The sequence below is a fragment of the Desulfofundulus thermobenzoicus genome (genome assembly GCF_009428905.1).
Classification (GTDB): domain Bacteria; phylum Bacillota; class Desulfotomaculia; order Desulfotomaculales; family Desulfovirgulaceae; genus Desulfofundulus_A; species Desulfofundulus_A thermobenzoicus.
On the sequence record NZ_WHYR01000003.1, the window covers coordinates 71,648 to 96,728 of the forward strand.

Sequence of the window (25,081 nt, forward strand, 5' to 3'; positions counted from 1 at the left end):
GTTAGAAACCCCCTTCCACTTCAATCTGGCGGGCCAGGCGCCGGCCGATGGCAATTTCCTGCCGGTTTTTGCTGATCACCACCGGTCCGGCCGGTATTACTTCACAACAGGTGACCATCTCCCCTTCGGCAATGCCGAAACGCAGTGCCTGTGCCCGCACCGCTTCCGAGGGGATGGATAAAATGCGGCAGCGCTGTCCCCTTTTCATGCGATCCAGTGTCATGGTGGCATCCCTCCCCGGAACTAACGTTTCATGGGCGGCAACGCAAAAGCCTGCTTGAATGGCTATGAAAATCATTATCATTCTCTGATCGGATTGATATGCTGGAAATATTTGTTTAAAGAACCTGGATGAGAACGATTCTCACTCTAGGCATATTCTAAGTTCTTTGCCGTCACCTGTCAAGATTTTTTGTTGGATTTGGGGCAAAAAAATAAACGGGGTTTGTAATTCCCCCGTTTATTTGCCAGTATTTTCTACAGGTCATCATCTGCCGGGCATTCCGCACAGGCATCGGCAGTAAGATCGGTATCGGCGGCGCATCCGCCTGCGGCTCCGGCAGCCGGGCACCCCGCGGCCGTGTCCTCTTTGGGTGCGGTCCTGCGACGGGTTTTTTCATCGCTGGTCATGAAGTATCGTCACCTCCTGGATATAGTGTTACCCCGAAGGGACGAAAATAACTGGACCAAAAAATGGTTAAAAGTACGGCCCATGGAAGCAAAGGGCAGACCAGTCCTCTCATTTGCCCGTGCTGAAGCCTGCGGTAGCAGCGTATATGTTCAGTGATACCCGCTTTAGTACCGCCCGGCACTTAAAGAGGTATTTCCCTCGAATAAACAGCAATGCCGGTAGTTCCCTTCGAACAATGCGATGCGGCATCCGGCTTATGGCAGCAGTTTTATTAAGCTATTACGCAGCAGCTCCGCCATGGCTTCCCGGGCGTGTTTCACCAGCAGATCTATGTCTTCCTTCTGCGCCTTTTCCACGTGCAATCCGGCCACCGCCACCACCGGCTGGCCGCTGCGCCGGGCCAGTTCTTCAGCCAGGGGCCTGGCTATTTCGTCATCCTTGTGTCCCAGCCTGGGTACAACAGTAGTGGTGCAGCTGGTCAGGGCCGGATCGGCCAGGCTGGGGCGGGGTTCGGCCAGCACCATGGCCCCTATGTGGGGTTTTTCTCCACCCAGAATGGTTAGGATAATCCCTTCTTCCGTAAAGGTGGCCTGCAGTTGCACCCGGTGCTTTCCCTCACCGGCGGTATGGGTAATCTGCCTGTTTATGATCGCTCCCCGCCCTTTCCTGTTCTTTTTCGTCTTCCCTTAATTTTTTAAACCCGATCAGGGACGTCTGCGGCAGGCCCTTGTACAGGGCGAGTACCTTGAAAACACTACCCATTCCTTCCGGGAGAATTAGCTTTTTCACGGCCATGGTTGCGCGCATGGTCCTTTCGTCGTAGGCGAAGGCGGTGGCCGGCCGGGGTATGGCTTCCATTATGCCCAGGTTCAGTAAAAAATCCATCTGGGTGGCATACCCGGCCACCTGCAGGCCCGCTTCCCGCGCCCAATGCATGAGGGCGGAAAAATTAACCGACGCGGTTATGTCCTGTTCCCCCACATGGATCAGGGGGTTGCCACCCAGCTGGTGCCGGCGGAAACAGCGCAGCGTTCCATCAACCCGGGAGGGATGGTACAGCTCCGGGGATTCCCCGCCATAGTCAATAATCAATACAAACCCCCGGGACAGGCCCGCGGCCAGTTCCCGCAACCACTGCCGCGCGGCCAGATTGACCTCCGCCCTTTGCCCGGGAGCCAGGGAGACATTCAGGTCCTTAAAGTACCGGGCCAAAAGGGGTGTGGAGGGGTTCCCTTCCTCTTCCACCGGGCCGTTGCCATGCCAGTTAACATAAATCTCCTTTAAGCCCGCCGGGGTCTGTTTTACCAGGTGAACGGGAAAGGCATCCACCACCTCGTTGGCCAGGATCACTCCCGTAATACCTCCCGCCCCCCCAATATCAGAAAGGCGGCCGGCCCAGTGGATTTTTTCGGCCGGCAGGCCCCTTTCCTGCAGGACTTCCCCCTGGCGCCGGATCATGGCGGGGCTGATTTCAATAATATGATACCTTGCTCCTGCCCAGGCCGCGGGGTGGTTGTCCCGCAACGCCGCCAAAACATCCCGGGCCAGCAGGCCCTTTCCCGCCCCGTATTCCACCAGTGACCAGTTTGACGGGTAATCCAGCAACTCCCACATCTGGGCGCACTGCCTGGCCAGCATGGTACCAAAAAGGGGGTGGACGTCGGAACTGGTATAAAAATCACCCCGGGGTCCAATTTTTTCCCTTTCACTGTTATAGTAACCATATTCCGGATGATACAGGGCCATTTCCATGAATGTGGCAAAGGTCAATGGCCCCCGGGCAGTTATTTCTTTTTTAATATTGCTTAGGAGAGTCAATAGTAATCACCTTATTTTTTAACATAATAAGCAGAAACAGTTATAACCCTTGATTTTGCTGAATTTCTATCGGTAATTTTATGTAAGCATCATGAAACGCTTACATGGGCTTTTATCGTCTATCCTGTACATCTTTTCTAGAACAGTCCAATAAAGCTTCTTTCATTGCTCTGGCGTAAACCAACGCGGCTTCCTTTCTGCTTTTATTCGTGACATGAGCATACCTGGCTGTCATGGAAAATGCTGTCATAGAAAACGCTCCTGCAGAATTCCCGCGTGAATGGCCTAACCTGTCCGCGATGACCTCCATCGGTACTCCATGTGTCAAAAGAATCGTAGCGTGGGTGTGCCGTATACCATGTGGTGGAATTTCTGTTACTCCGATTCTTTTACACGTATTTTTCATGAATTCCCGATATCTGCTGTAACTTTTCGCGCCGCCATTATTGTTGCAGAATACCAGATCAAAGTCATGCCATTCCTTCGCCTTTAACCTGGCTTCAAGCTGCGCCTTCCTGTGTTCTTTAAGCAGGTTTACCGTGTTCGGGTCGATGTAAACTGTCCGCATTGAACTCGGTGTCTTTGTCGGACCAAATTGCGGTACGCCTCCTTTATTTATTTGTTCGCAAGTTTTATTAACATTTAGACACCCCTTTGTAAAATCTACGTCAGCCCACTGTAAACCCATCAACTCACCGATTCGAAGTCCTGTCGCCAAAGCTAGAGCGAAGAAAACGTAATATCTATTACCCTTTATAGACATCAAAAATGTAGCGGCTTCCTTTTCTGTCCAGAACTTCGCTTCTTCTCGCTCTACTTTGGGCAACTTGACGCCCCGAAAAGGATTTTTTACCAGCATGTCCCATTCCACCGCTTGGTTGAAAATACGTCGGAGCAGTTCACATGCACTTTTCCTAACGGAACTCTTTAGGTGAAGAGGCAGTTGCATAACGGACTTCTGTACGAGCGGTGGCGTGATGTTGGTCAGAGGGATTTCCATTATCCCGGTGTTCTTGAAGTAACTGATCAGGAGCTTATAATATTTTCGGGTATTGGGTCTTATATTTTCTTCCGTGGCTTCGTACCACTGTTGGACGAAATCGCCAACAGTCATTTCGTCCGGTTTTTTGATAGTTTTCGCCTTTTTCGCCGCTCGTTTGGCTTCAGCTTCCGCGATTATTTTTTCAGCTTCCAGTTTCAGGCGGGCCTCCACTTTTTTGGCTTCTTCTTTCGTGTTGACGGTGACGGTCTTTTGTATCCGCCGTCCCTGACTGTCAAAGCCTAAATGCACCACCACCTGGAATTTGCCGTTGTCCTTGCGTTTGATCATCGAGCGTCCCTCCCGGGCCGGGCGGACGTGATAATATTCTCCCCGCCAGGCTGATTTTCCTTTGAGATAGTTTGTTGTCTGATGATTTTTAACACGTCGTCACGCATCACCCGTACCTGCCGCCCGATCTTGAAACACGGAATTATTCCCGCTCGCACCATTTTGTACGCGGTCGATCTCCTGAGCTTCAGCCACTCGGCTACTTCCGTTACTGTAAGGATTTCCGGTACATCCCGCATTTTTGGTTGCACCTCCAGCAGTTAATTTTGGACACAAAAAAAGCGCGGCCATTATCCGCGCTCGGAGATGGAGATATTCTATTTCCGTTCAATTAACGTCGCCCTCTTCAACACATCCCTGCCGTACTTCTCCCGCAACTCATCCACCACGCGGCACACCCGCCCGTCCCTGTCCGGTTCCGTAAACAGAGACAGCTGTTCACATGCCCCGTCAGCCAGGTTTGACACTTGTATCCCAACCAACCTCCACGGCGGCCGGCCGCAGTTGGCCAGGAACAATTCCCAGGCTACCCGGTATATAGTCCCATCGCCGTCCACGTAATCCGGTAACGTCCGGGACCTAGTGATGGTGCTGAAATCGCTGAAGTGTATCTTTACCGTGACCGTCCGGCCTTTAAGCCCTTTCCTGCGCAGGCGGTAACCGACCTGCTCGGCCAACTCCAGGAGCGTTTTCAAAACCACTTCTCTGTCGTATACGTCCCTGGCTCTCAAGCCCCCTACTGCATAATGTAACAGATTTAAGTCAAACTGTCCAATACAGTTAGGGGGCTTGAGAGTCAAGTACCTGCCAGGGGGGTGTTAAACCTAAGGCGGCAGCGAATAGAGATCTATAATCCATCACCATCATCATCGGAAGAGCCTCCCAATAAGGATTTTAAGTCAAGATTCGTTATGGCAAGAAGCTCTTCCTGCAAAAACTAATGAATGACAGTTTATGCCATAAATACCATGCCAATTCCTAATATTATTTCCTTTTTTAGTTTGGGTACATTTGTACGCCCACACGATCTAGCGAGGAACCCGATTGCCTTATATGGCACCGCACATAACCTCATTGCTTCCTCCAGCTTGTTCAGCCTCTTTCTAGCTTACAGGCCTCGGTTCATCATTACCACAAAGTTAACCAATTTACCGAAACTCTACGCTAGAAAGTGCGAGCCAGGTTAATCAACCTCCAAATGGGCTTACAGGCCGACACTGGCAACCGTTGACAGAGCAATTCTAGAATGTCCTTATACTCCCTGCGCAACAGCGGCCATGCGTGCATTATCATTGACGTTACTTCCACAAAAGAAGTGATGACCTGCTCATCTGTTTCCTGTCCGAGACACACGTTTAAAGCACACTCCAAAAGGCTGAGTCCAACCTCACGAGTTGACACAGCGTCAGCAATCTTCGGTGCTTTCGGTGCTTGCCTCTTGGACTTGCTGCACCATGCGGCTACTTCTCGGATCTGTTGAATTAGGTGGGTTCTCAACTCCTCGTTCCGAATTGAGACCATCTGAAATGTAGCTGCTCGCAAGGCAATAAGACCGCACTTTGCATCACGTTTATAAAGGTCAGTGTAATCGGTACCCTTAAAAAGTTCCACCAGACGGGGGACCACATCCTCATAAAGCGCACCCCACTTAAGTATATTGAGGACTATCGCCCACGCAACAGTGCTCGTTGGTTCAGCACCAAGGGTTTTCAAAGCGAGGTTTAGGGTGGAGCGAATTGATTTACTCGACAACAACTCAGCCTTCTCCTGACCAAGCAGGAATCTCAGTGTCTGCCCCCTGTCGCCACCTAGGAAAGAACCTAGAGCATCCCGACACCGAGTTGAATCTCGCAACATGAAAGGTGACGGCAATTGTACCTCTTCGGTGAGAACACAAGCCATAGCAACTAAGCGCTCTCGAATTTGAGAACTCATTAGGCGGTCAGCCAAATCTCCAAGGGCGTAAGCAAAACCGGAAAGGAGGAACGATGTGCGGTTCACTTGACGCGGGTGACTGACGTCAAACCAGTAACTCGGCTCACGACGGAATAATTCGAGAGATGAAGTGCCGGACAAGTTCCTGAATACTTCGGTAACCCATGAGGTAGGTGCTCCTGCACCGACAACCACGATATATAGGAAATGTGCATGTGCCCAAACCATAGCTAACCGGATATGGTTGGACAGACCACCAGCCGACCACGCACTGGTTTCGGCTTCGACCCAGTCCAAAACAGCCTGGAAGGCGTTGAACTCAGCTGCGCCAGTGTCTCCCAACATACGAACCATAATGCGGCGTGCCAGCCGTAAATACCGCTTCTCACTACAAACTGATAGAATCCTCAGCAAATGTATCCTCGACAAAGGCGAGCCGGTCGACTTCAGGAGTGTTTTCACAAGTTGATGGCGTTCCGAGGGGTCGAGACGCTGGACCTTCTCTACGAGAGTCAAGGGCAAAGGCACCGGCAAAGCGCAGAACCTTTCAAGCGCATTGATCAGTTCACTCTCTTTAAGCAACTCCTCGGCAGCCTGGTACAACGACTTTTGAAACTCTTCACCGTTCCCGGTATTCGGAGGAAGTCTGAAATACCAGCAGAACCGGTCTGCAGGGGGCAGATTTAAGTCACTTCTGGCTAACCCCCGACGCTTAAACAAAGTCTCCTGCAGGCGTTGATAGTAAACACTAATAGAAGTCTTCCGCCACCTCTCTGCTTCCTCGAGCCGCCGTTGAGGGGCTCGCAATGTGGCGATTTCTGCCACCACTTTGTTAAATTCCTCAAATGAACAGTCAAACCATTGGCGGTTTCGTCGAAGTACTGCCTCTCTTTCTGCCGGGTTTTCACTTAGCAGCTCGAATATCTCATCCCTGACCGGAACCGGTTGACGGTTCCGAGGATGAATAACAATACAGGAGAATGGACTATCGGTATCCGGCTCAAATACCACCTCTGCCTCGGATGGGTCTAGTGTTTTGGCAGTGCCAGGGCGGCCATTGATCGCTTCACTTACGGCTCGAACGAATTCGTTAATTTCGAATTTCACCCGGCCGATTTCCACTACCGGGAAAACTCTAATTCCTATGCTGGCAATAAACTCCTGGTCACGATTCAACTCCTCCCTCAGAAGCTCCGGAAGGTCCTCGTAAAAGCGTTGAACGACATATTTCCGGGCGAATTCCATATCGTCGTCCAGCGGCTCGTCTAAACGGTTAAGCATTTTCTTGAGCACTTCCGCAACTGCCGCTATAAGACGCGGCTCGGCTGTAAAGCGGCTTCGGAGTACACGAGTTTCCAACCACGCGAAATACTGGCGGCGGGCACTATATCGCTCACTCCTATCTCTAGCCCCCAAAGATAAACCTGCCAACAACAAGTCAGCTATTCCCAAGGCTGCTATGTATATATCTTCGTTCGGGAGGGTTAGTCCAATTAGTGAGGCACGAGCCAAATAATCTAGATAGAGGGATTCCATAATCCAGTCTGCCCGCGCTTGGTATGCTTCGAGGTCAGCATCGGCCGTTTCCCATAGTGATATTATCGCATCTGTGACTTCCCGGCCAAGGTTCAAGACAAACGGGATTTCTCCGGGGTTGGCCGGGCCTCCGACTGGGCGTTGTAGCGCAGCCCCATTCGCCAGACAATTAGCTACGTAGCGCCGAAGAATGGCGAGTTGCCGAGTCTCCACTACCTTTCCATCCTGGACCTGAGCTTGCATCAAATGATGCAAAATTTCAGAGGCACGCAAGGGTATAAAGCGCACATTAGCCGCACGCAGCCTTGTGAGCAAACCAAAGTATTCCTTCTTATCAAGCCTGCCTGCACCGAGCAGGGCATCTAACACTTCTATAATTCCGATAATTGGTACTCCGCCGTCGCGGTGCCGGTAGCTGGTCAAGGCCCGGTCATCCGCCCAAATGACATCCCCTGGTTGGGGCTCAAACCGAAGTAATGAATAGAGACTGTCTAGCTCTAACGTCATTTGAATCTCCTTATCTCTGGGTTCTTCAGGTCCAACAGTCGGAATGACTTCGTACACCCCGTTTCTAAGTCCACGATTTATTCTCCCGATAATGCCTCCCAACCAATTCGATACCTCCTGCACCGTCTCATATTCTTGTAAGGCAGCCTCAATGCGCCTCGCTTCTTCTTCTTTAATGACAACGTCAAAGCGGTCGCAAACTAGTTCAATCAATCCAGCTTCTGCTAAGGTCTCGGGAATTGCGATATCTAGGACCAACGTTTTATGTTGAGCGGGCACGACCTTGACATCCGCACCAAGCCCCTCCGTTCCAAGGGCGTCTAACGCCCTGAAATACTCATCTTCAGAAAGCGGCCCGAACTGCCTGAGCGACTCCACCACTGCTCTACAATTAATCAATGTCATCCCTGCATCTTCGGGTAGCGCCGTTGGATGCCCAGAAAGGTCTCGTTTTCTAAGCGGAAGGAAGTCCACTAAATAGCCATCATTTTTTCGAGCATATTCCCACAAGGCTACCCATTCAGAGCCTAACTCTTGAACCAAAATCGAGTCGGCTTCAGATATCTTAGGAGGGTCAATGGTTCTTATCTTAGATTCACGAATGAGGTCAAGGATACGGCGGTAGGCCGCAGCGCGAGAGGGCTGATGCGGCGTGACTTTATCTCTCATGGCAACAAGTGATGGAACGAGCGAGGCAGGAATTTTAATCGGTCTAAATACATCTTCAACTTTCTCTAGGACTTCAAGGTGAACCGCAAGAAGGACGGCGGTAACATCCATATGCAGACGCCATTGAGGCATTGGGTTGTCGGTTTCCAAGCCGATGGTTCTACCCCCATGGTGACAGAACAACGGCTGACATTCATAAGCGCAAAGACGCTGTTCATTCTCGCGTAACATTATATGATATATTCTGACCAGGGGTATGTTAAGTGCTTCTGCCGCTAGATGAACTGGAATCTTTCCGTTTCGGTACAAATCATTCACTCTGCTCAGGTTCTCCCGTTGCTGGTCAATAAAGGCCACCAAGTCCTCGATCGACTTCTTCTGGACACCTCCCTTAGCCTGTTCCCCAAGGGCAACCATTCTTTTGACAAGATGACCCATCTCTGCATCCAAACCCAGTTGATACCCCAAAGCAACAGTTTCCCCAACCAGCTCATCCGGAAGACAGGGAGAGTTGGCTGCCTTTCTCCAAAATGACACGGCCAAATTTTGATCGTCCCACTGAACGAGACGCGCTAAGCGCAAGCAGTGTTCCGGAGCGGAATCGGAGCGCGACTCGATCTGCCGAGCTACTAATGCGACACCCTTCAAATCACCTAAAGTAAAGTAAACCTGAGCCAGGGCGAGGAGGTTAGGAATAGCGGGATCGCTCCACGCTAACTCCTCTGCTTCGCTTACTGCACGAGGTAAAATACCGAGCAGCCGCTGACATTCCACCCTAATCCGTCTCAAATTGGTCGGTAATTTTGAATCTGTGAAATAATGCTTGAACCCATCAAGTAGGGTGAGACATTCCGCGTAGCGGCCGGCTTTGAACATGGCTTGGGCTGCCAGTTCAACGGTGTCTGCAGTGCTAACATGGTTAACCAACTTGGCTGAGCGATCCGCCACGTAGGTCCAATCTCCCAGGTGGGCCTTTATCTCGCAACAATCCAGCAGAAAAACACCGTCCCCGGTAACAGAAAAACAACGCTCAAGGTAATCAATAAGTGACTGCCAGTCACCTTTTTCCGATGCCCGCGCTCGAAGAGCAGTAATATTGGCAATGCGTGCGTAGTGGGGACCCTTCAGTAAATCCACCATTTTTAATGCTTCATCTAGATTACCGTCAACAACCAAAGAACGGCACTTCCAAATGACCCAAAGGTCTTCCGCATCATTCTGCTCGAAGATACTTCTGGTGGTACCAAGCAACTCCAAGGCCTTCGACCCCATACCATTTGAAAGGTAAAAGCTCACAACGATGATAATGTGAAGGAGACTGGCCCGTCCTTCCCTAATGAGGTCCTCAAACGCTGTCAAACTAGCTGTCAAATCAACTGCCATATTGCGGTTAATGGCCCAAGCGACAACGTAGGCATTAGATGGGTCATCTTCTAGCACGGACCGGCAGTAATCCTGCGTCTCCTTCTGAAGCCGGGGATGGTTTGCCAGTGAGGCTAACCTCCAGGCCTGGAGGCGGCGCCGCTCTTCCACATCCAATTCCGCAGCTCCCAAAAGTGAGGCAAAAAGCTGGGAGGCACTCTCGAGATATTGTAGGCTCTCGTTGTCGCGACGAATAAGCTGCCAAGCTACAGGTTCAGGCCACAATAGGATACCACGCGGCATCGCCGAAGCAGACATCGCGCTGTAATAGTAAACCATGGCCGCCGCCATCTGAATAGAGCGCCAGTATGGCTCCCTGTTAAGAGCCTCTTGGGCGTCCAACCTGGCCTGGGCGAGGTTTCCAAGACAGAGGTTCAAAAGGGATCGCATTCGGTAGGTTTCTGCATTTGGGACAAACCGACTCATGATGTGCTCTATAACCTGGGAGCACTTATCATACTCGTTCATCTCCAGGAGAAGAGCCGCCATTAAATTCAAAGTGTCCACATCTTCTTGCCCTTTTAAGGTTTGGACCGCCGCCGCAGTGCCTTTCTCTCTATAGGTTATTAAAGCTTTTAGCCTCAATCCTTCAATAGAAGCACACAGGGCATCTGCTTCCAGCGCTAGTTGTTTCACATGGGAGAGGTCAGCCCTTTGCTCCAGTTCTATGCTGGCTTCGAAACGTAACAACCGCGCCCACAAATCCGCAGGAAGTGCCACCCAAACATGGGTGTCTTCTTTGACATCTCTTACCCATTGCAGGGCCTCAGTACGCCTACCTTGTCGCCACAATGCTCTCATCCGTTCGAGTTGAGATTGAATTTCACTGGCCAAACGGTCCGATAATTGCGTTAGCTGGTTCGAGAGAATCTCAGAAATGACTACGGATGCCCGACTCTGAGTAACTAACGGCACAGCAGTAGGACCACAGATATAAGACACCCAATATTCCGCAGGAGGAAAATACCTGCATACGATGTCTGGATGAAGCGCCAACTTCGTAGTTAGGACTCGGCTATGCCAAACTTCGTACTCGATACCAAATTCTTTGAAACGCTCTCTTTGGCACAAGATTTCATCTACTTGCTCCACCCTGTCTAACGGACAAGATACAAATAGAATAAACCTCTTCACGTCCTCAGTTTTCCAGTGATCCCAATAGCTAAAGAACTCATCCGAAACTTCCACAATGTCCTTCGCAGAAAACCGTTCGTATTTCTTGCATTGACCCACCTCGATACTCCCATCACGGCGGATGGCAAGCAGATCTATACCTTTTTGCTTCTGTCCTCGAGTCCCATATGGACTACATGCTTTGATTTCCGGCTCTTTTTGAAAAAGGTCACAGCACATATCTTGAAAGAGGTACTCATCCAGTCGATGGTACGGAGGCTGCTCACCTTGCCTAATCCCAGGTGGCAACATACGCTATCTAACCTCCCCATGACCACAGGGGTTCGATGACGCAAGTATACTGAATAGAAGGTAGCAATACTCTTTTCTTTTATGATCTCATCTACAGTTTTTGATTCCTCGTGCGAATTAATTTCTAATGTTTGCCTATCATCAGTATTCATTTTTATCGTATCATAGTATTAGCATGGATTCGGGAAATGACAGTGCTGACAATTACGCATTTGCCTGAATGAAGAAACAAAAGCAGATTTCAAAAAAAGTAGTACTACCCTTTATCGACTATTTGCTAATACCCGGGTGAAAAAGTCAGCCACCATCTCCCCAACCTTAGCCTCGTATCCCCACCAGAAGTGATCAACCCCGGGAATCAGCTCAACAATCTTTGGTTCGGCCATACCAGCAGTTTCCTTTAAGACCGAGGAAGGGGGAATTATATTATCTTCCGCCCCAGTAACAATCAACTTTGGTTTGGTGCATTCCTTGAGCACGTTGGCAGGGATAACCGGGGAAACGGCCGCGATGGCCCGAACTACATCATTGATGTTACCAACTGCCAGGGCCACCATTCCCCCTAAGGAATAACCCATGATGCCGATCCGGGACGGGTCGATTTCTTCCTGGTTTACGAGCAATAAAAGGGCCGCCTGCGCTTCTTCCTGTTCCCCGATTCCGTTAGCAAAGCAACCCTGGCTGCCCCACACCGCGAAAGTTGAAACGCAGGCTGGCTATTCCATTACTGGTCAAAGCCTGGCTAACGGCGAGGATGACGTTGTTATTCATATTGCCACCGTAGAGGGGATGGGGGTGACATAGCACTACTCCGGGAAAGGGACCAGGAACAGCCGGCAGGTCCAGGAAAGCTTCCAGGACCAGACCGGAACCGGGCAGATCAATTTGTATTTTTCTCATACGGTCACTTTCCTGTACACGCAAAATACCCGCAAAAAACAAAACGACCTTCCTTAGGCTTAATCAAAACGAAGGGAAACCCTCTGCACCGTTCTTAGAACGGCTGTTTTGCGCATCTTACAACACCCCCGCACCAAAGGTATTTACCTGATTTTTTCTACTTTCCGGAGCGGGTTCCTGCTTTGGAATGGAAATAATTATCTTCCTGCTGCCGGCCTCGTTGTTTCAGGGCCGTGCTTCGCCCGGTAATACTCTACGATCAACCTGTCCATCTTCCGGCTGACTGCCAGGAGCTTTTCTTTGTCGCCGGGGTCGGTATTCAGCAGTTCCCTCCTGGCCTTCTCCAGCCGCAGAATCACCTTGCCGAGTTCCAACAATAATTTCCTCCTTACGCCAATTTGCACCAAATTCAATGAAACCACTTTCAGGGAAATGCGTCAAGAAAAAAACCTGTCGAACGGTGTCGGATCGACAGGGCTTTCCTGCACGAGAACTCGAAGATTCCAACAGGTTGTACCTTCCCCGGCGCCAGTGCAAGACCCTGAAAAGCCAGAATACCATCGTTTTCCGATTACCCTTAAAAACTTTGTCGAAAAAAAATTGTAGCCATTAAACAATCTTGATGCTAAACTTTAAAAATAGGAGGGGGATTATGGGAAAAGCATTTAATGTTTATATTGACGAGGCTGGCGACGAAGGTTTTAAAGTTATTGCTGATAAGTGGCTGAGCAGCCGTTGGTTTGTAATCGGAGCTCTTGTAGTACCGGCAGAATTTGATCGCGAAATGGCTTCTGTTATAAATAAAATTAAGGATAGGATCAAATATGGAAATAAATTAAAGCCATTACACTTCTGCAAATTAAGCCATAGAAAGAAGAAGGTTGCGATTCAAGAAATAAAGGAAAAGGGGCACTTTAGACTGATAATAACTGGTGTTTATAAACCGGATTTGATTAAGAACGGGGTTTTAAAAAACGAGAAACAGTTTTTGTATAACTACATTACTCGGTATTTACTTGAAAGAGTAACTTGGTTGGCAGATGACTATAAAAGAAAAGTTCGCCTTATATTTGAAAACCGAAGTAATACATCTTATGACCACTTAAATAATTATGTTCAACAGTTATTGAAAGATCCTATGTGTCAAATAAGAAAGGACATGATAATGTCTTTGCAGGTTCTAAATAAAAGTCAAAGTAAAAACCTTCAGATTGCTGACAGTTTGGTAAGTTCCGTATACGCTGCTCTGGAACCTGATGATTATGGAAACATCGAAACATCCTATATAATGGAGCTGAAAGATTTTCTATATATTAGAAATGGGAACTTATTCAGCTATGGTTTAAAATTATTTCCATATTCAGGAGACAGTCGAATTCTCCAGGAAAGATATCCTTGGCTAAAAGAACTTGTATAATCGGGAAATTTCGACAATATTAGGCGTTTACAATGCAGCGCATTATGATATAATACTAGTAAACAGACTAGCGCGGGGTTAATAGAAGGTCGCCTCAGTGGCGGCAGCGTCTTTGGCGTGGGTTCCTTCTTCCTGGGGTCTGTTTTTTTATTTTTATAATTGTCATAGGACCGGGACTAAGAACCGTTCAAAACACTAGTGTTAACTATTTTCCCACCACCCTCCCTACCGCCATTTCCTTTATGCCGGCCAGCACCCGGACCACCTTCCCCGGGAAACCCTGCCTCTCCAGTTCCGCCAGGGCCTCCGCCCGGGTGAAGCTCCGGTCCCGGTAGGGCCGGTGCTCCGTCAACGCCGTGAATACTTCCACCGCCGCGACGATGACAGACAGCGGGTGTATTTGCCCATCTTTCAGGCCGTTCGGATACCCGTCTCCATCAGCACGTTCATGGTGTTCCCGGACTATCCGGCATACAGTGTCCGGCACGTCAGGCCAGTACTCCCGCAGGTAATACTCTCCCGCTATGGGGTGGGCGTTAACCAGCTTACGGTCGTCGTTGTTCAAACGGGCTTTACTTACCAGTGCCGAAGGCCACGTGATTTTACCGCAGTCGTGGAAGAAAGCAGCCTGAGTCAATTGCTCCAATTCTTCCCCTGTATACCCCAGCGCCCGGCCTACCGCTTCAGCGTACACCGCCGTGGCGATGGCGTGGTAATATAGCGTCTCGTGCCAGGCCAGCATTTGGATGGCCAGCCTGTTTGGCCCCTGATACCTCAACATCTCGGACAGCCACCCGGGCAGGCCCGGGCGGCGAAGGATGAGCGCGCGCACTTGCAAAACCACCTTTCTTAGCCAGTAATTTGTCACAAAAATAAAAAGCCGGGCACCCCGGAAAGGTACACCCGGCTCTGTTTCTTTTTTTGTAGCTAATCGAACCGTTAGTCTATTGCCACTACCTGGCCGTTTGCTGCGCACTATTGCGCCCCGATGGCCGCTATCCGCCCATCCGGGTACCACTGGACGGGTTTGCCGAAGACCTGGCTGATGAACCTCAGAGGGACCATCACCCGGTTGCCGTGCATCACGGCGGGAACGTCTATTTTCTGCGCCTTCCCGTTGACTGTCACTGTCGGGCTGTTTACCGGCAGGTTGATGACCGTGTTATCGTTGTTGATCGTGACCGAGTTATCCTGCTGGTTCCAGGAGATCGCTTCGTTGCCGATGCCCAGAGCGTTGGCCACCGCCCGCAGCGGGATCAAAGTGCGGCCGTCTTTAATTATTGGAGCAACATCCGATTGAACCTCCGCCCCGTTGGCGAAAACGCGGGGATGGTCATCCCTGCCCAGGGTTCTGTAAAGCTGGCCCAGCTGCTTGTAGGCCCACCCTTTGTGCTCTATTTTGAGAATCTTTTTCATTGTTTGCAGTGCTGCCTCGTAGTCGCCCTGGTTCACCTGGGCGATCAGTTGCTCTTTCAGCTGGTTGAGTTCGGTCTGTACCTTATCTTTCTTTTCCAGCCCGCGGAGCTTCTGCAGAATACGCGCGGCCTCGCCCCACTTGTTGTTCTGGACGGCTTGAGTAAACTCCTCTTTGAGCTTTGTAATCTGATCTTCCCCATAAACAGATCCGGATACACTCTGATCATCTTCATCGATCTGATCATCTTCATCGATTTGATCATCTTCATCGATCTGATTATCTTCATAAACGCTTCCGGATACACTCTGGTCAGATAAAGTGGACGTCCCCGCCGCGTTGTCCGGAGGAGTCCCCTGGTCGGCGAAAGCGGCCAGCGGGAAGAGGAACAGGGTGACCACAACAACAAGAGACAACAGCTTGCGCAAATCTACCACTCTCCTTTACAGTTTTTGTGTTTTTATACGAAAATCGACCCGTTTTTCCTGGGTGATGCTCACAAAAGAAATGTTAATTTTTTGTTAACCCAAGCTTCCAGCCACCGACCACAACAACAAAAGTCATCGCAAGCTCATGGTCGAACTGGCTCCCGGCGCATCGAGCTATTTCCCGCAGGGATTCTTCCTCTGGAATCGCGCCCTTATAGGGCCGCCAGGCCGTCACGGCGTCGTAGGCGTCCGCCACCGCCAGCACCCTGGCCAGAAAGGGTATCTCTTCCCCTTTCAACCCGTCCAGGTATCCCGTGCCGTCCCACCGCTCGTGGTGGTGCCGCACGGCCTCCACTACCAGGGGCAATTCTTCGCCGAGACCCAGTTCCTCGTTGAACCGCTCCACCAGCTGGGAGCCGATAACCGGGTGCTGGCCATCAATTCTCACTCCAGCTCACTTAAAGAAGAACCAGGTGCGGTGTCTGGGTATGTCGAGAAAAGACATGGTTTGTCGCAAATTTTAACGTCATACAAAGAAGGATTAACAAATTATGCATCAAATTATCTTTAATTGAGCATTTACGCGAAAGGGTGGAATTGTTTATGGAGCTGGATATCAATAACTATACGGTTAAATTCGTTGCTATTATTGTTGCAATTTTTCTTGTTGTCTACGGACTATATGCTGCAATAAATTATTATGTTTCAAGTAAAATTCAAAGCTTCATATCGGTGCAAGTAGAACCAGGAGAATCAAGTCCATTGCCTTTCCCCTGAATTCAATTATAGTTGATATTACAAATAATGATTCAAAAATACATTCGTTCGTGCCAGAAATTGAATTTGTTAATTCTAGGGGAAAAGTTCTTTATTCCAAAACTTTCCCGTCACTAGTTCTCGGACCCAAAGAAACTGCACAAGAAAAGATAGGGGGTGATATTTGGTCGTTTTTTAAAGCACCTCCAGATTTATCAAATACCCGAATTGAAATTAAGATTAAACGCACAAACAACTTATTCCAAGAAGTCTTCCATTAACCACTTATTACTTCGTTTAACGAAATTAAGTGTAAATGCTTTATCTTTTAAGGAAAAATTTTTGCCATTTTTCATATAAGCTATGTCGTACTTTAAATCAACAATCCCCTCGTTGCCCTGTATGTTCGATTTAACCACCGAAACATTGCTCACTGCTACATTGGAAATACCATTATCACGATAATATTTTTGTTTTGCATTAATAGCTGCTTGCACCTTCTCCTTGTCTACAAAATTATCCGCTACAACCGGATTTAATTCTAATAGTGGCTTAAAATTCTGCAGGGCCATTTGTTCAATAGTCATTTGATCGGCTGCTTGATTAGTCTGGTTGCAGCTAACCGCCAACAACATAATTGCTAAAATGACGAAAATGAAATGCTTTTTCTTCATGTGAGTAACCCCTTTCTCTTTTTAAATAACTTTTCATATTCTACTTCCCCGCGAATTTCACCGACAATAGCCCGATCTGGTTCATTTGCTAACGACAACTCGCTGGCATTTTCCGGTACTACAATCCTTTCACTGTTATCCATTCTGGAGCACATTACCCGGAGGCATGTAGTCTCATGCCACTGTCCGTTCCCCCGAAAAACATAACATTTTTCACTCTGTTCATTTCCCCCTTTCAGTGCAGACTCAAAAAAACAAAAACCGGGCACCCCCAGAAAAGGATACCCGGCCTTTGGTAAACTACCTGCCCACCGGCCTGCTCACTGGCTCCTTCGGCAGTAGTAACGGCACAATTATGGCCATCCTTAAAATAGTAAAGAACAAAATGAGTCCTGTTTCTATTTAATTAAAGAGATGATACCAAACACAATAGTTAAAACCATTCCAACGATCGCCATTATATTTGTATAACGATTCCTTTTATCTTGCAGTTTGATATTAGATTCTAATATTTCGAGTTCATCAGCATCTGCATCTCGTTAGTAGCGGCCAGGTCAACCGCTGTTTGATATTAGATTCTAATATTTCGAGTTCATCAGCCAACTGTTTTAACATTAACCTTCCCAAATCTATGTTATTAGACTCGATAGCATTCCTCAAACTTATTAATAAATTGGCTTCTTTACTTGAAAGAGATACAAATGGATTTTTTTCTCGCGCATCATCAATAATTTTTAAAGCTTTGGTTCTAATATCATTACTTGGTTCTATTTTATATATTTTCTTAAATTTCTTAGAATCTAATGTATCTATTTGGAAAACCATTTCTTCCAACAAATCAATGAAACTTTTTGTTTCATTGGATAAGTTTGGATTCTTTTCTGATAATTTTTTGTAATTCATGCTAATTTGTTTTATATACTCATCTTCATTTGCAAGGGTGGAAAAGATACTATTAACCGCTTTAAAAAAGGTTCTATGTACTATTCTTACCATATCCCTTCTAATGGCAATAGAAATAATATATACATAGAACCCAAGCAACAGAAGCAGTAAAATTATAGAAACTATTTCTGACATTGGAACCACCATACTACACCATACTATCTGCGTTTCAATATTTTATCTATATAAGTTCTTTTTTTTAACCTTTGTAAATCTTTACGATTAGCGTTATAAATTGACAAGAAATAACATATAAATATAAATAACCCCAAAAGTGAAAGTAAGAGTATTTCCATGTTTATCCCTCCATATTATAAACGCTTGAAAATTCTATGTAAAGGTAGTTATTGCTATTCCATTATTACCCATAATTATCAGCAACATCCTATTGTCTCACATGCGGCCGTTACTCCAGAAACAGAAACACCATGAAGACTTTTACCGCCGTGACCATTACGGAGAGGATTTACTGCCCACCGACCTGACCACCGGGTCTTTCGGTACCTGCTTGGGGGTCGGCTTAAGCCACGACACGATCACGACCGGCGGCTCAGTCGGAGGCTCCGGTGGCTTTGGCACCACAAATCCCGGCTTCTTCGGAAGCCTGGGCGGCTGGATGCCAATTGGCCCGGCAAACGCCGGCACCGCCAGGGCCACCACCGTAAAGGCGGCCAGCACCAGCAACGCTACGGCTTTGCGCATGTCTGTTCTCCCCCTTTTCGATGTGGCTTCAAAATAAAAAGCCGAACACCCCCGAAAAAGGTGCCCGGCCCGCAGAAAACTACCTGCCTACCGGCCCGAACAACCCCAGCAATGCATCGAACTGCACGCCCCGCCCCGCCATCCTCCCGGCCGTCCTGCGGTCCACTTCCCCGCATAGAACCAGCCGGCACAGCGCTCCCAGCCGTACCTGGGGGTCGGGGTCGTTCACCAAAAAGAGCGCCAGATCCCCCGGACACCCCGGGTGGCGCACCGCGTGCCAGCGCATCTTCGGGTTTTCAGAGAACGCCCAGGAAGCGAGTTTTTGCAGAACAGCGCCGTCCGATTCCATCAGCCCTACCTCACACTTCCCTTCGATAGTTTTGAACAAAATTCGATATACCGGATGGCGGTATATCCGGATTCACCGTAACGGTACAAGGATTTGAAGTAAAACTCTGACCGTTTGATATGGAATAAACCGCCGTGATTATGGCCGTGCCGACATACGGCCCGCTGAATACCTGCCCCGGTCCGCTCACGTAAGCCACTACCGCTCCACTTTGAACAAGGGTGGGATATTGCGCAACATTCCAGGCCACCAAATTGGTCACATCTTGCGTGCTCCCGTCGGAATAATTGGCCGTTACTGCCAGAGAACCTATGAATTTGTTCACGCCAATTACGCTAAGAGATGTTGGCGATAATGTTATGCCAGTAAGTGCCTTAACTTCCAGCTTAACTTCAAAGATTTTAGGAGTAACGTTGGAATCACTGGTATCCAATACTGCATGCACAACAAACTGATTTCCGGACTCAATTGTGGCCCAACTACCAGGTGTCACAGCAGCCCAGTTTAATCCGCCATCAGAACTAATATACCAATCTACAGAAGTACCGGGTGGCAAAGTTTGATTTACCGTCAGCAACACATTGTCGTAATTGCTTTCGGTATTAACAACTACTGAATAATAATCCTTGGGATGTAAATAGCCCAAAGAAACCAGATTCAATCCGGAAACTTCCAAAGCCGGGTTTTCCACAACCATTCCCGCGGCGTCATCATACGTGTAGTATTTTACGCCGGATCGAGTAAGCACGGCGTAATCGTAACTCCCCAGCTTAATGGAAAGGGCCACCGGGCTGGAGATAGGCGAAGCGGACAATGCGGCTACGCTTTTATACCCGCCTGCGTCATTTTGCAGGTAATAATTAACCCCGGAGTTATTCAGCACCGCCGTCCCGGTCTGCTGGCCGCTCACTGATAAGGTCCCGGTGAGGCCGGTCACCGTCCTGGTGCTGTCCTGCACGTAATTGCCCGTGGCGTCGTTGTAGACGTAATAGTAAAAAGCGTTTGCGGTCGCAACCACCATGTCCGGTGTGCCTGGCATCACGGACACGGCTACCGGGTTGGTCAGACCGGTGCTGAAAGTTACGCTTGGAGCCAGGCTTCCCCCGGAGGCATCATAAACGGTAACCGTGCCCGATTTGGAGAGCACGGCCGCTTTGTCAGCGTTGGACCATGAGCTGACCGAGAGCACGTTATTCAGGCCGGTCACCTGCAGGTTGGGATTCGTGGCCATCTGGGAGCCGTTGAATTTATACAGGGTCAGCGAATTACTGGTCAGCGCCCAGATGTCCGGTGTATCCTGCCTTACGGCCACACCGATGGCGTTGGTAACGGATGGCACGGACAGGGCCGGGTTCAGGGCCATCTTGCCCGTGGCGTCATCGTAGCTGTAGACGTTAATCCCGCCGGCTGTGGCTATGGCGTATTCGTAGCCGAACTGTTTCATGGCTATGGCGTCGGGCATGGGCTGTTGCGGCAGGCAGACGTAGCCGCCGGCGGTGTCCACATAGGCCGTGGTTTTACCCGTGTCAACGTAGTCGGTGTTCTGGAACTTGTCGTCCAGGATCACCTGGCCGGCGCCGGCCGGGTGCGGGTGATAAAGGGCCAGGACCAGCGCGGCCAGAAAAATGAGTAACCCGGTCTTTTTGAGCATTGCCTCTCACTCCCTAAATCCGGTCCACCTGGACTATTTTCCATACCCCGGCGGCATCGGCGGCGGTGAACATTACGTCTACCTTCAGGGGCTTTTGGTTGGGATACACCACGGTATAACTGCCCCGGACGAGAAAATATCCGTCTCCCGTGCCCACAGGGGTCAACTGGAAGCCGGATATGCTACCCCGGAGCCTGACGTTTTTAACGTCCTGCCGCTGGACCTGGATAAGGGCATGCCCGGTGAGGTACTGCCTGGCTTTGGCCCAGTCCCCCTGCACGGCTGATGTCACGTAAGCTCTTAGTGTCTCTGACAGGGCGTCCGGGATTTCGCCTTCTTTTAGCCGGGCCGGCAAACTGGGACCGGCCATTTCCATCTTGTAGATAAGCCACTTTCCAGCTTTTCGTTCCAGGTAAAAGCGATAATTCCGGCGGTCGTGCCCGGGCATTTCGGTGATGTCCGCGTCCACCAGGGCAAAGTTTTCGGCCTGTGAGATAGTGTTTAGCTTTTCATCAGTAACTGTTACCGGTTTGTCATTTACGTGTTTAGCGTTCTGTCCCTCGGCGGCCAATGCCTCGCCGGTGAGATACCCCGCCGCCTGCTGCCAGTTTTGTGAGCTTGCAGCCGCGATGTAGTTTTTGACCACTTCTTCCGTGTCGGTTGGCGGCGCTTTGCCGCCGCACCCGGATAGGGCCAGAGGAAATAACAAGCAGATAACACCGATTGCAATGCCCCGTTTCATGAAACCACTCCCTTCGCAAAAAAAGAAGCCCCGGTTTTACCCCGGGGCGAAACCATTAAAGTTTCCAGATGGTAATTGCCTTTGTTGCAACATTCCCGGCCTCGTCTTTGACTCCAATTACAATTGTATTCGGGCCGGGACTCGTTAATGGTACGCTAACCTTACCATCGGCAGGAAGAGGGGAATATGTTCCACCGTTGACATTATAATTCAGGCTTGCACTTTTGTTATCGCTCGCGGCTATAACCAGGCGTATGGAACTACCGCTTGTCGCCGTAGCCCCTGAAAGGGTTTTCACTTCAACCGAAGGCGACACGTTATCGGTGGCAATTGTATTATTAATGTTTGTTATGATGGTTTGCATGTTGTTTACGGCAGTTAGAGCTTCATTGGCCTTATCTCTGGCTTCTTTCGCCAGCGTAGCGGCGGACTTGCCTTCGGCGGAGTCCCACACCCGGCTCGCCGCAGTGTCTGCGCTGGTTTTGGCTGCATCTGCGCTGGTTTTGGCGCTGTTTGCAGCGTTGTAAGCATTCGCTGCATTGGTTGCAGCTGCACTTGCATTATTAGATAGAGTGGTAAATTGTGATTCGGTCGAGGCGAAAATTATAGCGTTAAATTCAAAAGCTAAATCACCTTCAATATGAGCGTAACCAGTATTATAGTCTCCGTTTGTTGAAGCTGACGGCTGGCCTAGTTTGAATCCACGATAGTTTTGACCCAAAAAAAACTCACCAAAATCTATATCTGAATTTGGAGCGGTATTAGGATTAAAATTTAAATTTGTACATAATATTTGGTTTCCATTATTATCTATGCCATATACTGGTATGGTGGCAGTGGTATAACTACTCCAGTAAGTGTTATGTTGACTATTCGTTACGTGTAGTTTTACTTTCACCAACCCAGCTCCCATATTACCCGGCACATAAATTGGGTTATTATAAGGGTTAGGGCTATAGCGAGCAGTAACACTATAACCTTGACCGGTAAAGTTAATTGAAAGATAGGTCGCTCCACTTCCCGTATATGCCTGGTAATAATCGGCGTAAGCTACTGGCAGATTAATCGCTGAGAAAAAAGTGGAACCCATAACAGCCAGAATAAGCACTATATTTTTTATTTTACGTGCTATATTATACATTAATGTTTGCGGTTACCAAACCCTGTAACCGCACTCACCTCCATTTTTAAATTTTTAATAGAGACGATCGATTAATTCTTTTCACTACTGTTCAATTTTGAATATGCTGACGCTTGACACCGGAATCGTATTCCCCAACATGTGCCTTCCGAGAAGCGCCCCCACACCCGGTACTATGCTCGGCTGGTTGTAGCACACCTTCACCGTGGCGTAGGTCTGCCCCTCAGTTGGTCATCGCCCGGCTCAGGCTTGGCCGCCGAAGTATTGCCGTAAAAGATTCACGTCAACCGCTTTCGCCATCGCCTCCTTTTCAGTAATCAATTCCATTGAAACAAGACTGGCCAGAAACTGGTCCATCAGAACCATACCATCGGCAGCACCGGTCTGTATCTTGGCCGGTATCTGGACAATCTTGTTTTCCTGGATCAGTGACCGTATGGCGCTGTTGACCGCCATGATTTCCACCGCGCACACCCGACCTTTGCCGTCGGCACGCGGCAGCAACTGCTGCGAAATCACGCCTTTCAACACAGATGCCAACTGCACCCGAATCTGCTGCTGCTGGTGCGGAGGAAACACGTCGATGATCCGCGCCACGGTTTCCGCCGCCGTGTTCGTGTGCAGGGTGGACAGCACCAGGTGCCCGGTCTCCGCCGCCGTCATCGCCGTGGATATGGTTTCCAGGTCGCGCATCTCGCCGACCATGATGATGTCCGGGTCCTCACGGAGCGCTGCTCTCAACCCTTCGGCAAAGCTGTCCACGTCGCTGCCAAGTTCTCGCTGATTGACGATAGACTTTCCGTGCGGGTGCATGTATTCAATCGGGTCCTCCAGGGTGATAATGTGACGTTCGGTTGTCTGGTTGACGTAGTTGATCATCGCAGCCAAGGTGGTTGATTTCCCGGAACCGGTCGGGCCGGTGACCAGTACGAGTCCCCTGGGCATGGCCGCGAAAGCGGCCAGCCGGTCTATAACCTTCCGGGAGTACGGGAAGAGATCACGTATGTCCTTGACGGTGACAGACAGTACGCGGCACGCCGCCGCCCACGCGCCGCGCTGTTTGAACAGGTTGACGCGGAAACGCGATACACCCGATATGGCGTAAGCCATGTCAATGCTTTTCTTATCACTTTCATGATGTTTCCCTTTCAATAAAGGCTGACACAGACTGGCTATCCTTTCCGGGAACAGCGGCTCTTTAAGGGATGGGTTCGCTTGAAAAAGCCGATCCGCCTCAGCGCGAACGTCCGGCGGCCCGCTTTGCGCCAGCACGGTCAATTTCCACAACCTGCCGTTCAGTCGCACCACCGGAGGGACGCCGGCGGTAAGGTGAACGTCGGAAGCCCCGATGTTCACGGCAAAAGTCAGGAGCATGTCCAGATCACTTTTCCCCCGGTAATCGTGCACCGCCGCGGTAACACGCCTTCTAGGCGCATCCTGCGGGTCTGGATTTACGTTTTTGATGTCCGTCAAATCGTAATTCCTCACCGTGATTCCCCCTTTAGCGCATTGTATTGGGCGATGACCACCCGGACGTAATTTTCCGCATACGGCGGCACGCCTTTATATTTGACGACGGCTTCCGGCCCGGCGTTATAAGCCGCCAGGGCACACGCCAGGTCGCCGTTGAACCTCAGCAACTGTTCCTTCAAGTACCGCGCCCCGCCGTATATGTTTTGTGCAACGTCATAGGGAGCGGTAACGCCCTGGTCAGCCGCCGTGCCGGGCAGTAACTGCATGACGCCCATCGCCCCCTTCGAGGATGTACACGTTGGGTCAAAGCCGGATTCCTCAATGGCAACGGCTTTAAGCAGGTCAACGTCCACGCCGTATACCCGGGCGGCGTTCTTAAAGATTTGCTCCATACCGTCAGGCGGGCGCATTCCGATTTTCATGTGTTTCGCCCGTTTTTGCGCCGCATTTTCTTTGACGGCCTTCATCTGCACTGCCACTTCTTCCTGCTCTTTTTTCTGCGCGGCGAACCGCGAGAGATCCGGCCAGAAAGAAGCCACCGGGTCAAAGAGCATGCCGCCTTTCTTAGCGGCCAGCGTAATGTCGCTTCTTGCTAAGGCCAGGGTACCGCCGCCGTGAACCGTAGTGTTCAAAGCGACCGTCGGTGTTAAATTGCCGTAGGTCAATTCCACGCCGTTGCTGTCCACGGTGACGGAATCGCCGTAAACCGCCACGACTACGCCTCCGAAAACCGCTTTGACCGGTTCACCGGCACTTGCTGCCAGCGTTGCGGCGGCGTGGTAATTACACTCGCTGTCAAATCCGTATTGACCGATTACTTTTTCCTGAGCCGTGGGCCAGACCGGTTTCTCGTTCTTGTCCGGGACGAATGCAGAAGCGTGCGCGTTGCCGTTTTTGACCACCGCCGGCTTTGGCTCCGGTTGGAGCGAAACCGGTTTGTTAGCGGCAACTGATACCCCAGGCACCAATCCGGCCGTAAAAGATGCGGCCAATAGGGCGCATGCTCGCTTCTTCCGAAGAACATTAGACCTGAACCTGTTTGTTTTAACCTTTTTCCCCTTCTCCTTTCTCACGGATTTCCTGATGGCCCAACAGGTCAAAACATCGGATAGATCGGCCGGGTTCACAATTTTCACGTCAAGTCCCGAGTTCACCAATGACAGCGGCGCTCTTTTCGCCGCCAGGAGAACGGGCTTGCCGTAAAGATCCACTTCCC

The 25,081-nt window shown here is 49.8% G+C and carries 26 protein-coding genes; 3 read left to right on the forward strand and 23 right to left on the reverse strand.

What is annotated here, in order from left to right; genetic code table 11:
- Position 1 precedes the first annotated feature (1 nt).
- The 11 genes from GFC01_RS01905 to GFC01_RS01955 all read right to left on the reverse strand — a co-directional run bounded on the left by GFC01_RS01905 (position 2) and on the right by GFC01_RS01955 (position 12,547).
- Positions 2–223 (reverse strand): FeoA family protein, encoded by a 222-nt coding sequence (locus tag GFC01_RS01905; RefSeq protein WP_152944947.1) that lies wholly within the window; start codon positions 221–223, stop codon positions 2–4.
- 254 nt (positions 224–477) lie between these two features.
- Positions 478–630, reverse strand: a complete 153-nt coding sequence (locus GFC01_RS01910) for a hypothetical protein (protein ID WP_152944948.1) — start codon at positions 628–630, stop codon at positions 478–480.
- Positions 631–885: 255 nt separating this feature from the next.
- Positions 886–1,281, reverse strand: coding sequence for a prenylated flavin chaperone LpdD (gene lpdD, locus GFC01_RS01915; protein WP_341473707.1), 396 nt, complete (start codon positions 1,279–1,281; stop codon positions 886–888).
- Positions 1,247–2,449 carry a class I SAM-dependent methyltransferase gene (locus tag GFC01_RS01920; protein ID WP_152944949.1) on the reverse strand — a complete coding sequence of 401 codons (1,203 nt, stop codon included), beginning with the start codon at positions 2,447–2,449 and terminating at the stop codon, positions 1,247–1,249. The genes lpdD and GFC01_RS01920 overlap by 35 nt, the downstream gene beginning before the upstream one ends.
- A 112-nt stretch (positions 2,450–2,561) precedes the next feature.
- On the reverse strand, positions 2,562–3,779 hold the full coding sequence (locus GFC01_RS01925) for a tyrosine-type recombinase/integrase (RefSeq protein WP_152944950.1): 1,218 nt from the start codon (positions 3,777–3,779) through the stop codon (positions 2,562–2,564).
- Complete coding sequence (locus GFC01_RS20115) at positions 3,776–4,018, reverse strand: helix-turn-helix domain-containing protein (protein ID WP_152944951.1); 243 nt, start codon at positions 4,016–4,018, stop codon at positions 3,776–3,778. The genes GFC01_RS01925 and GFC01_RS20115 overlap by 4 nt, the downstream gene beginning before the upstream one ends.
- Positions 4,019–4,096: 78 nt before the next feature.
- The gene (locus tag GFC01_RS01935; protein ID WP_194174746.1) at positions 4,097–4,510 is read right to left on the reverse strand and encodes a DinB/UmuC family translesion DNA polymerase; all 414 of its coding nucleotides are present in this window, start codon (positions 4,508–4,510) and stop codon (positions 4,097–4,099) included.
- A gap of 433 nt (positions 4,511–4,943) precedes the next feature.
- Positions 4,944–11,273, reverse strand: a complete 6,330-nt coding sequence (locus GFC01_RS01940; protein ID WP_152944953.1) for an HTH domain-containing protein — start codon at positions 11,271–11,273, stop codon at positions 4,944–4,946.
- Between the two features lie 263 nt (positions 11,274–11,536).
- Complete coding sequence (locus tag GFC01_RS01945) at positions 11,537–11,965, reverse strand: prolyl oligopeptidase family serine peptidase (RefSeq protein WP_152944954.1); 429 nt, start codon at positions 11,963–11,965, stop codon at positions 11,537–11,539.
- The gene (locus GFC01_RS01950) at positions 11,937–12,173 is read right to left on the reverse strand and encodes an alpha/beta hydrolase (RefSeq protein ID WP_152944955.1); all 237 of its coding nucleotides are present in this window, start codon (positions 12,171–12,173) and stop codon (positions 11,937–11,939) included. The genes GFC01_RS01945 and GFC01_RS01950 overlap by 29 nt, the downstream gene beginning before the upstream one ends.
- A gap of 197 nt (positions 12,174–12,370) precedes the next feature.
- Positions 12,371–12,547 (reverse strand): aspartyl-phosphate phosphatase Spo0E family protein, encoded by a 177-nt coding sequence (locus tag GFC01_RS01955; RefSeq protein WP_243137147.1) that lies wholly within the window; start codon positions 12,545–12,547, stop codon positions 12,371–12,373.
- A 278-nt stretch (positions 12,548–12,825) separates the two neighbouring features.
- Between GFC01_RS01955 and GFC01_RS01960 the strand changes: the two genes are divergently transcribed.
- Complete coding sequence (locus GFC01_RS01960; RefSeq protein WP_194174747.1) at positions 12,826–13,590, forward strand: DUF3800 domain-containing protein; 765 nt, start codon at positions 12,826–12,828, stop codon at positions 13,588–13,590.
- Between the two features lie 205 nt (positions 13,591–13,795).
- On the opposite strand, the gene GFC01_RS01965 is transcribed toward GFC01_RS01960, so the two are convergent.
- From GFC01_RS01965 to GFC01_RS01975, 3 genes are all read right to left on the reverse strand, one after another.
- Complete coding sequence (locus GFC01_RS01965) at positions 13,796–14,422, reverse strand: HD-GYP domain-containing protein (protein ID WP_341473703.1); 627 nt, start codon at positions 14,420–14,422, stop codon at positions 13,796–13,798.
- 143 nt (positions 14,423–14,565) lie between these two features.
- Entirely contained in the window at positions 14,566–15,432 is an 867-nt protein-coding gene (locus GFC01_RS01970; RefSeq protein WP_152944958.1) for a copper amine oxidase N-terminal domain-containing protein, read from the reverse strand.
- An 82-nt stretch (positions 15,433–15,514) separates the two neighbouring features.
- Entirely contained in the window at positions 15,515–15,880 is a 366-nt protein-coding gene (locus GFC01_RS01975; protein ID WP_341473704.1) for an HD-GYP domain-containing protein, read from the reverse strand.
- 155 nt (positions 15,881–16,035) lie between these two features.
- On the opposite strand from GFC01_RS01975, the gene GFC01_RS01980 reads away from it, so the two are divergent.
- Positions 16,036–16,209, forward strand: a complete 174-nt coding sequence (locus tag GFC01_RS01980) for a hypothetical protein (RefSeq protein WP_152944959.1) — start codon at positions 16,036–16,038, stop codon at positions 16,207–16,209.
- A gap of 236 nt (positions 16,210–16,445) precedes the next feature.
- Here the strand turns inward: GFC01_RS01980 and GFC01_RS01985 are convergent, their stop codons facing one another.
- The 9 genes from GFC01_RS01985 to GFC01_RS02025 all read right to left on the reverse strand — a co-directional run bounded on the left by GFC01_RS01985 (position 16,446) and on the right by GFC01_RS02025 (position 24,767).
- Positions 16,446–16,862, reverse strand: a complete 417-nt coding sequence (locus GFC01_RS01985; RefSeq protein ID WP_152944960.1) for a hypothetical protein — start codon at positions 16,860–16,862, stop codon at positions 16,446–16,448.
- A 522-nt stretch (positions 16,863–17,384) separates the two neighbouring features.
- Complete coding sequence (locus tag GFC01_RS01990) at positions 17,385–17,942, reverse strand: hypothetical protein (protein WP_152944961.1); 558 nt, start codon at positions 17,940–17,942, stop codon at positions 17,385–17,387.
- 318 nt (positions 17,943–18,260) lie between these two features.
- Positions 18,261–18,509 (reverse strand): hypothetical protein, encoded by a 249-nt coding sequence (locus tag GFC01_RS01995; RefSeq protein WP_152944962.1) that lies wholly within the window; start codon positions 18,507–18,509, stop codon positions 18,261–18,263.
- A gap of 79 nt (positions 18,510–18,588) precedes the next feature.
- Positions 18,589–18,858, reverse strand: a complete 270-nt coding sequence (locus GFC01_RS02000) for a hypothetical protein (protein ID WP_152944963.1) — start codon at positions 18,856–18,858, stop codon at positions 18,589–18,591.
- 10 nt (positions 18,859–18,868) lie between these two features.
- Positions 18,869–20,509 carry a hypothetical protein gene (locus GFC01_RS02005; RefSeq protein ID WP_152944964.1) on the reverse strand — a complete coding sequence of 547 codons (1,641 nt, stop codon included), beginning with the start codon at positions 20,507–20,509 and terminating at the stop codon, positions 18,869–18,871.
- 13 nt (positions 20,510–20,522) lie between these two features.
- Complete coding sequence (locus GFC01_RS02010; protein WP_152944965.1) at positions 20,523–21,251, reverse strand: hypothetical protein; 729 nt, start codon at positions 21,249–21,251, stop codon at positions 20,523–20,525.
- A 55-nt stretch (positions 21,252–21,306) separates the two neighbouring features.
- Positions 21,307–22,392 (reverse strand): hypothetical protein, encoded by a 1,086-nt coding sequence (locus tag GFC01_RS02015; RefSeq protein WP_152944966.1) that lies wholly within the window; start codon positions 22,390–22,392, stop codon positions 21,307–21,309.
- 243 nt (positions 22,393–22,635) lie between these two features.
- On the reverse strand, positions 22,636–23,880 hold the full coding sequence (locus GFC01_RS02020) for a type IV pilus twitching motility protein PilT (RefSeq protein ID WP_341473705.1): 1,245 nt from the start codon (positions 23,878–23,880) through the stop codon (positions 22,636–22,638).
- Complete coding sequence (locus GFC01_RS02025) at positions 23,877–24,767, reverse strand: lytic transglycosylase domain-containing protein (RefSeq protein WP_341473706.1); 891 nt, start codon at positions 24,765–24,767, stop codon at positions 23,877–23,879. The genes GFC01_RS02020 and GFC01_RS02025 overlap by 4 nt, the downstream gene beginning before the upstream one ends.
- On the opposite strand from GFC01_RS02025, the gene GFC01_RS02030 reads away from it, so the two are divergent.
- Positions 24,751–25,068 (forward strand): hypothetical protein, encoded by a 318-nt coding sequence (locus GFC01_RS02030; protein WP_152944967.1) that lies wholly within the window; start codon positions 24,751–24,753, stop codon positions 25,066–25,068. The two genes, GFC01_RS02025 and GFC01_RS02030, sit on opposite strands and share 17 nt — an antisense overlap.
- Positions 25,069–25,081: the final 13 nt, after the last annotated feature.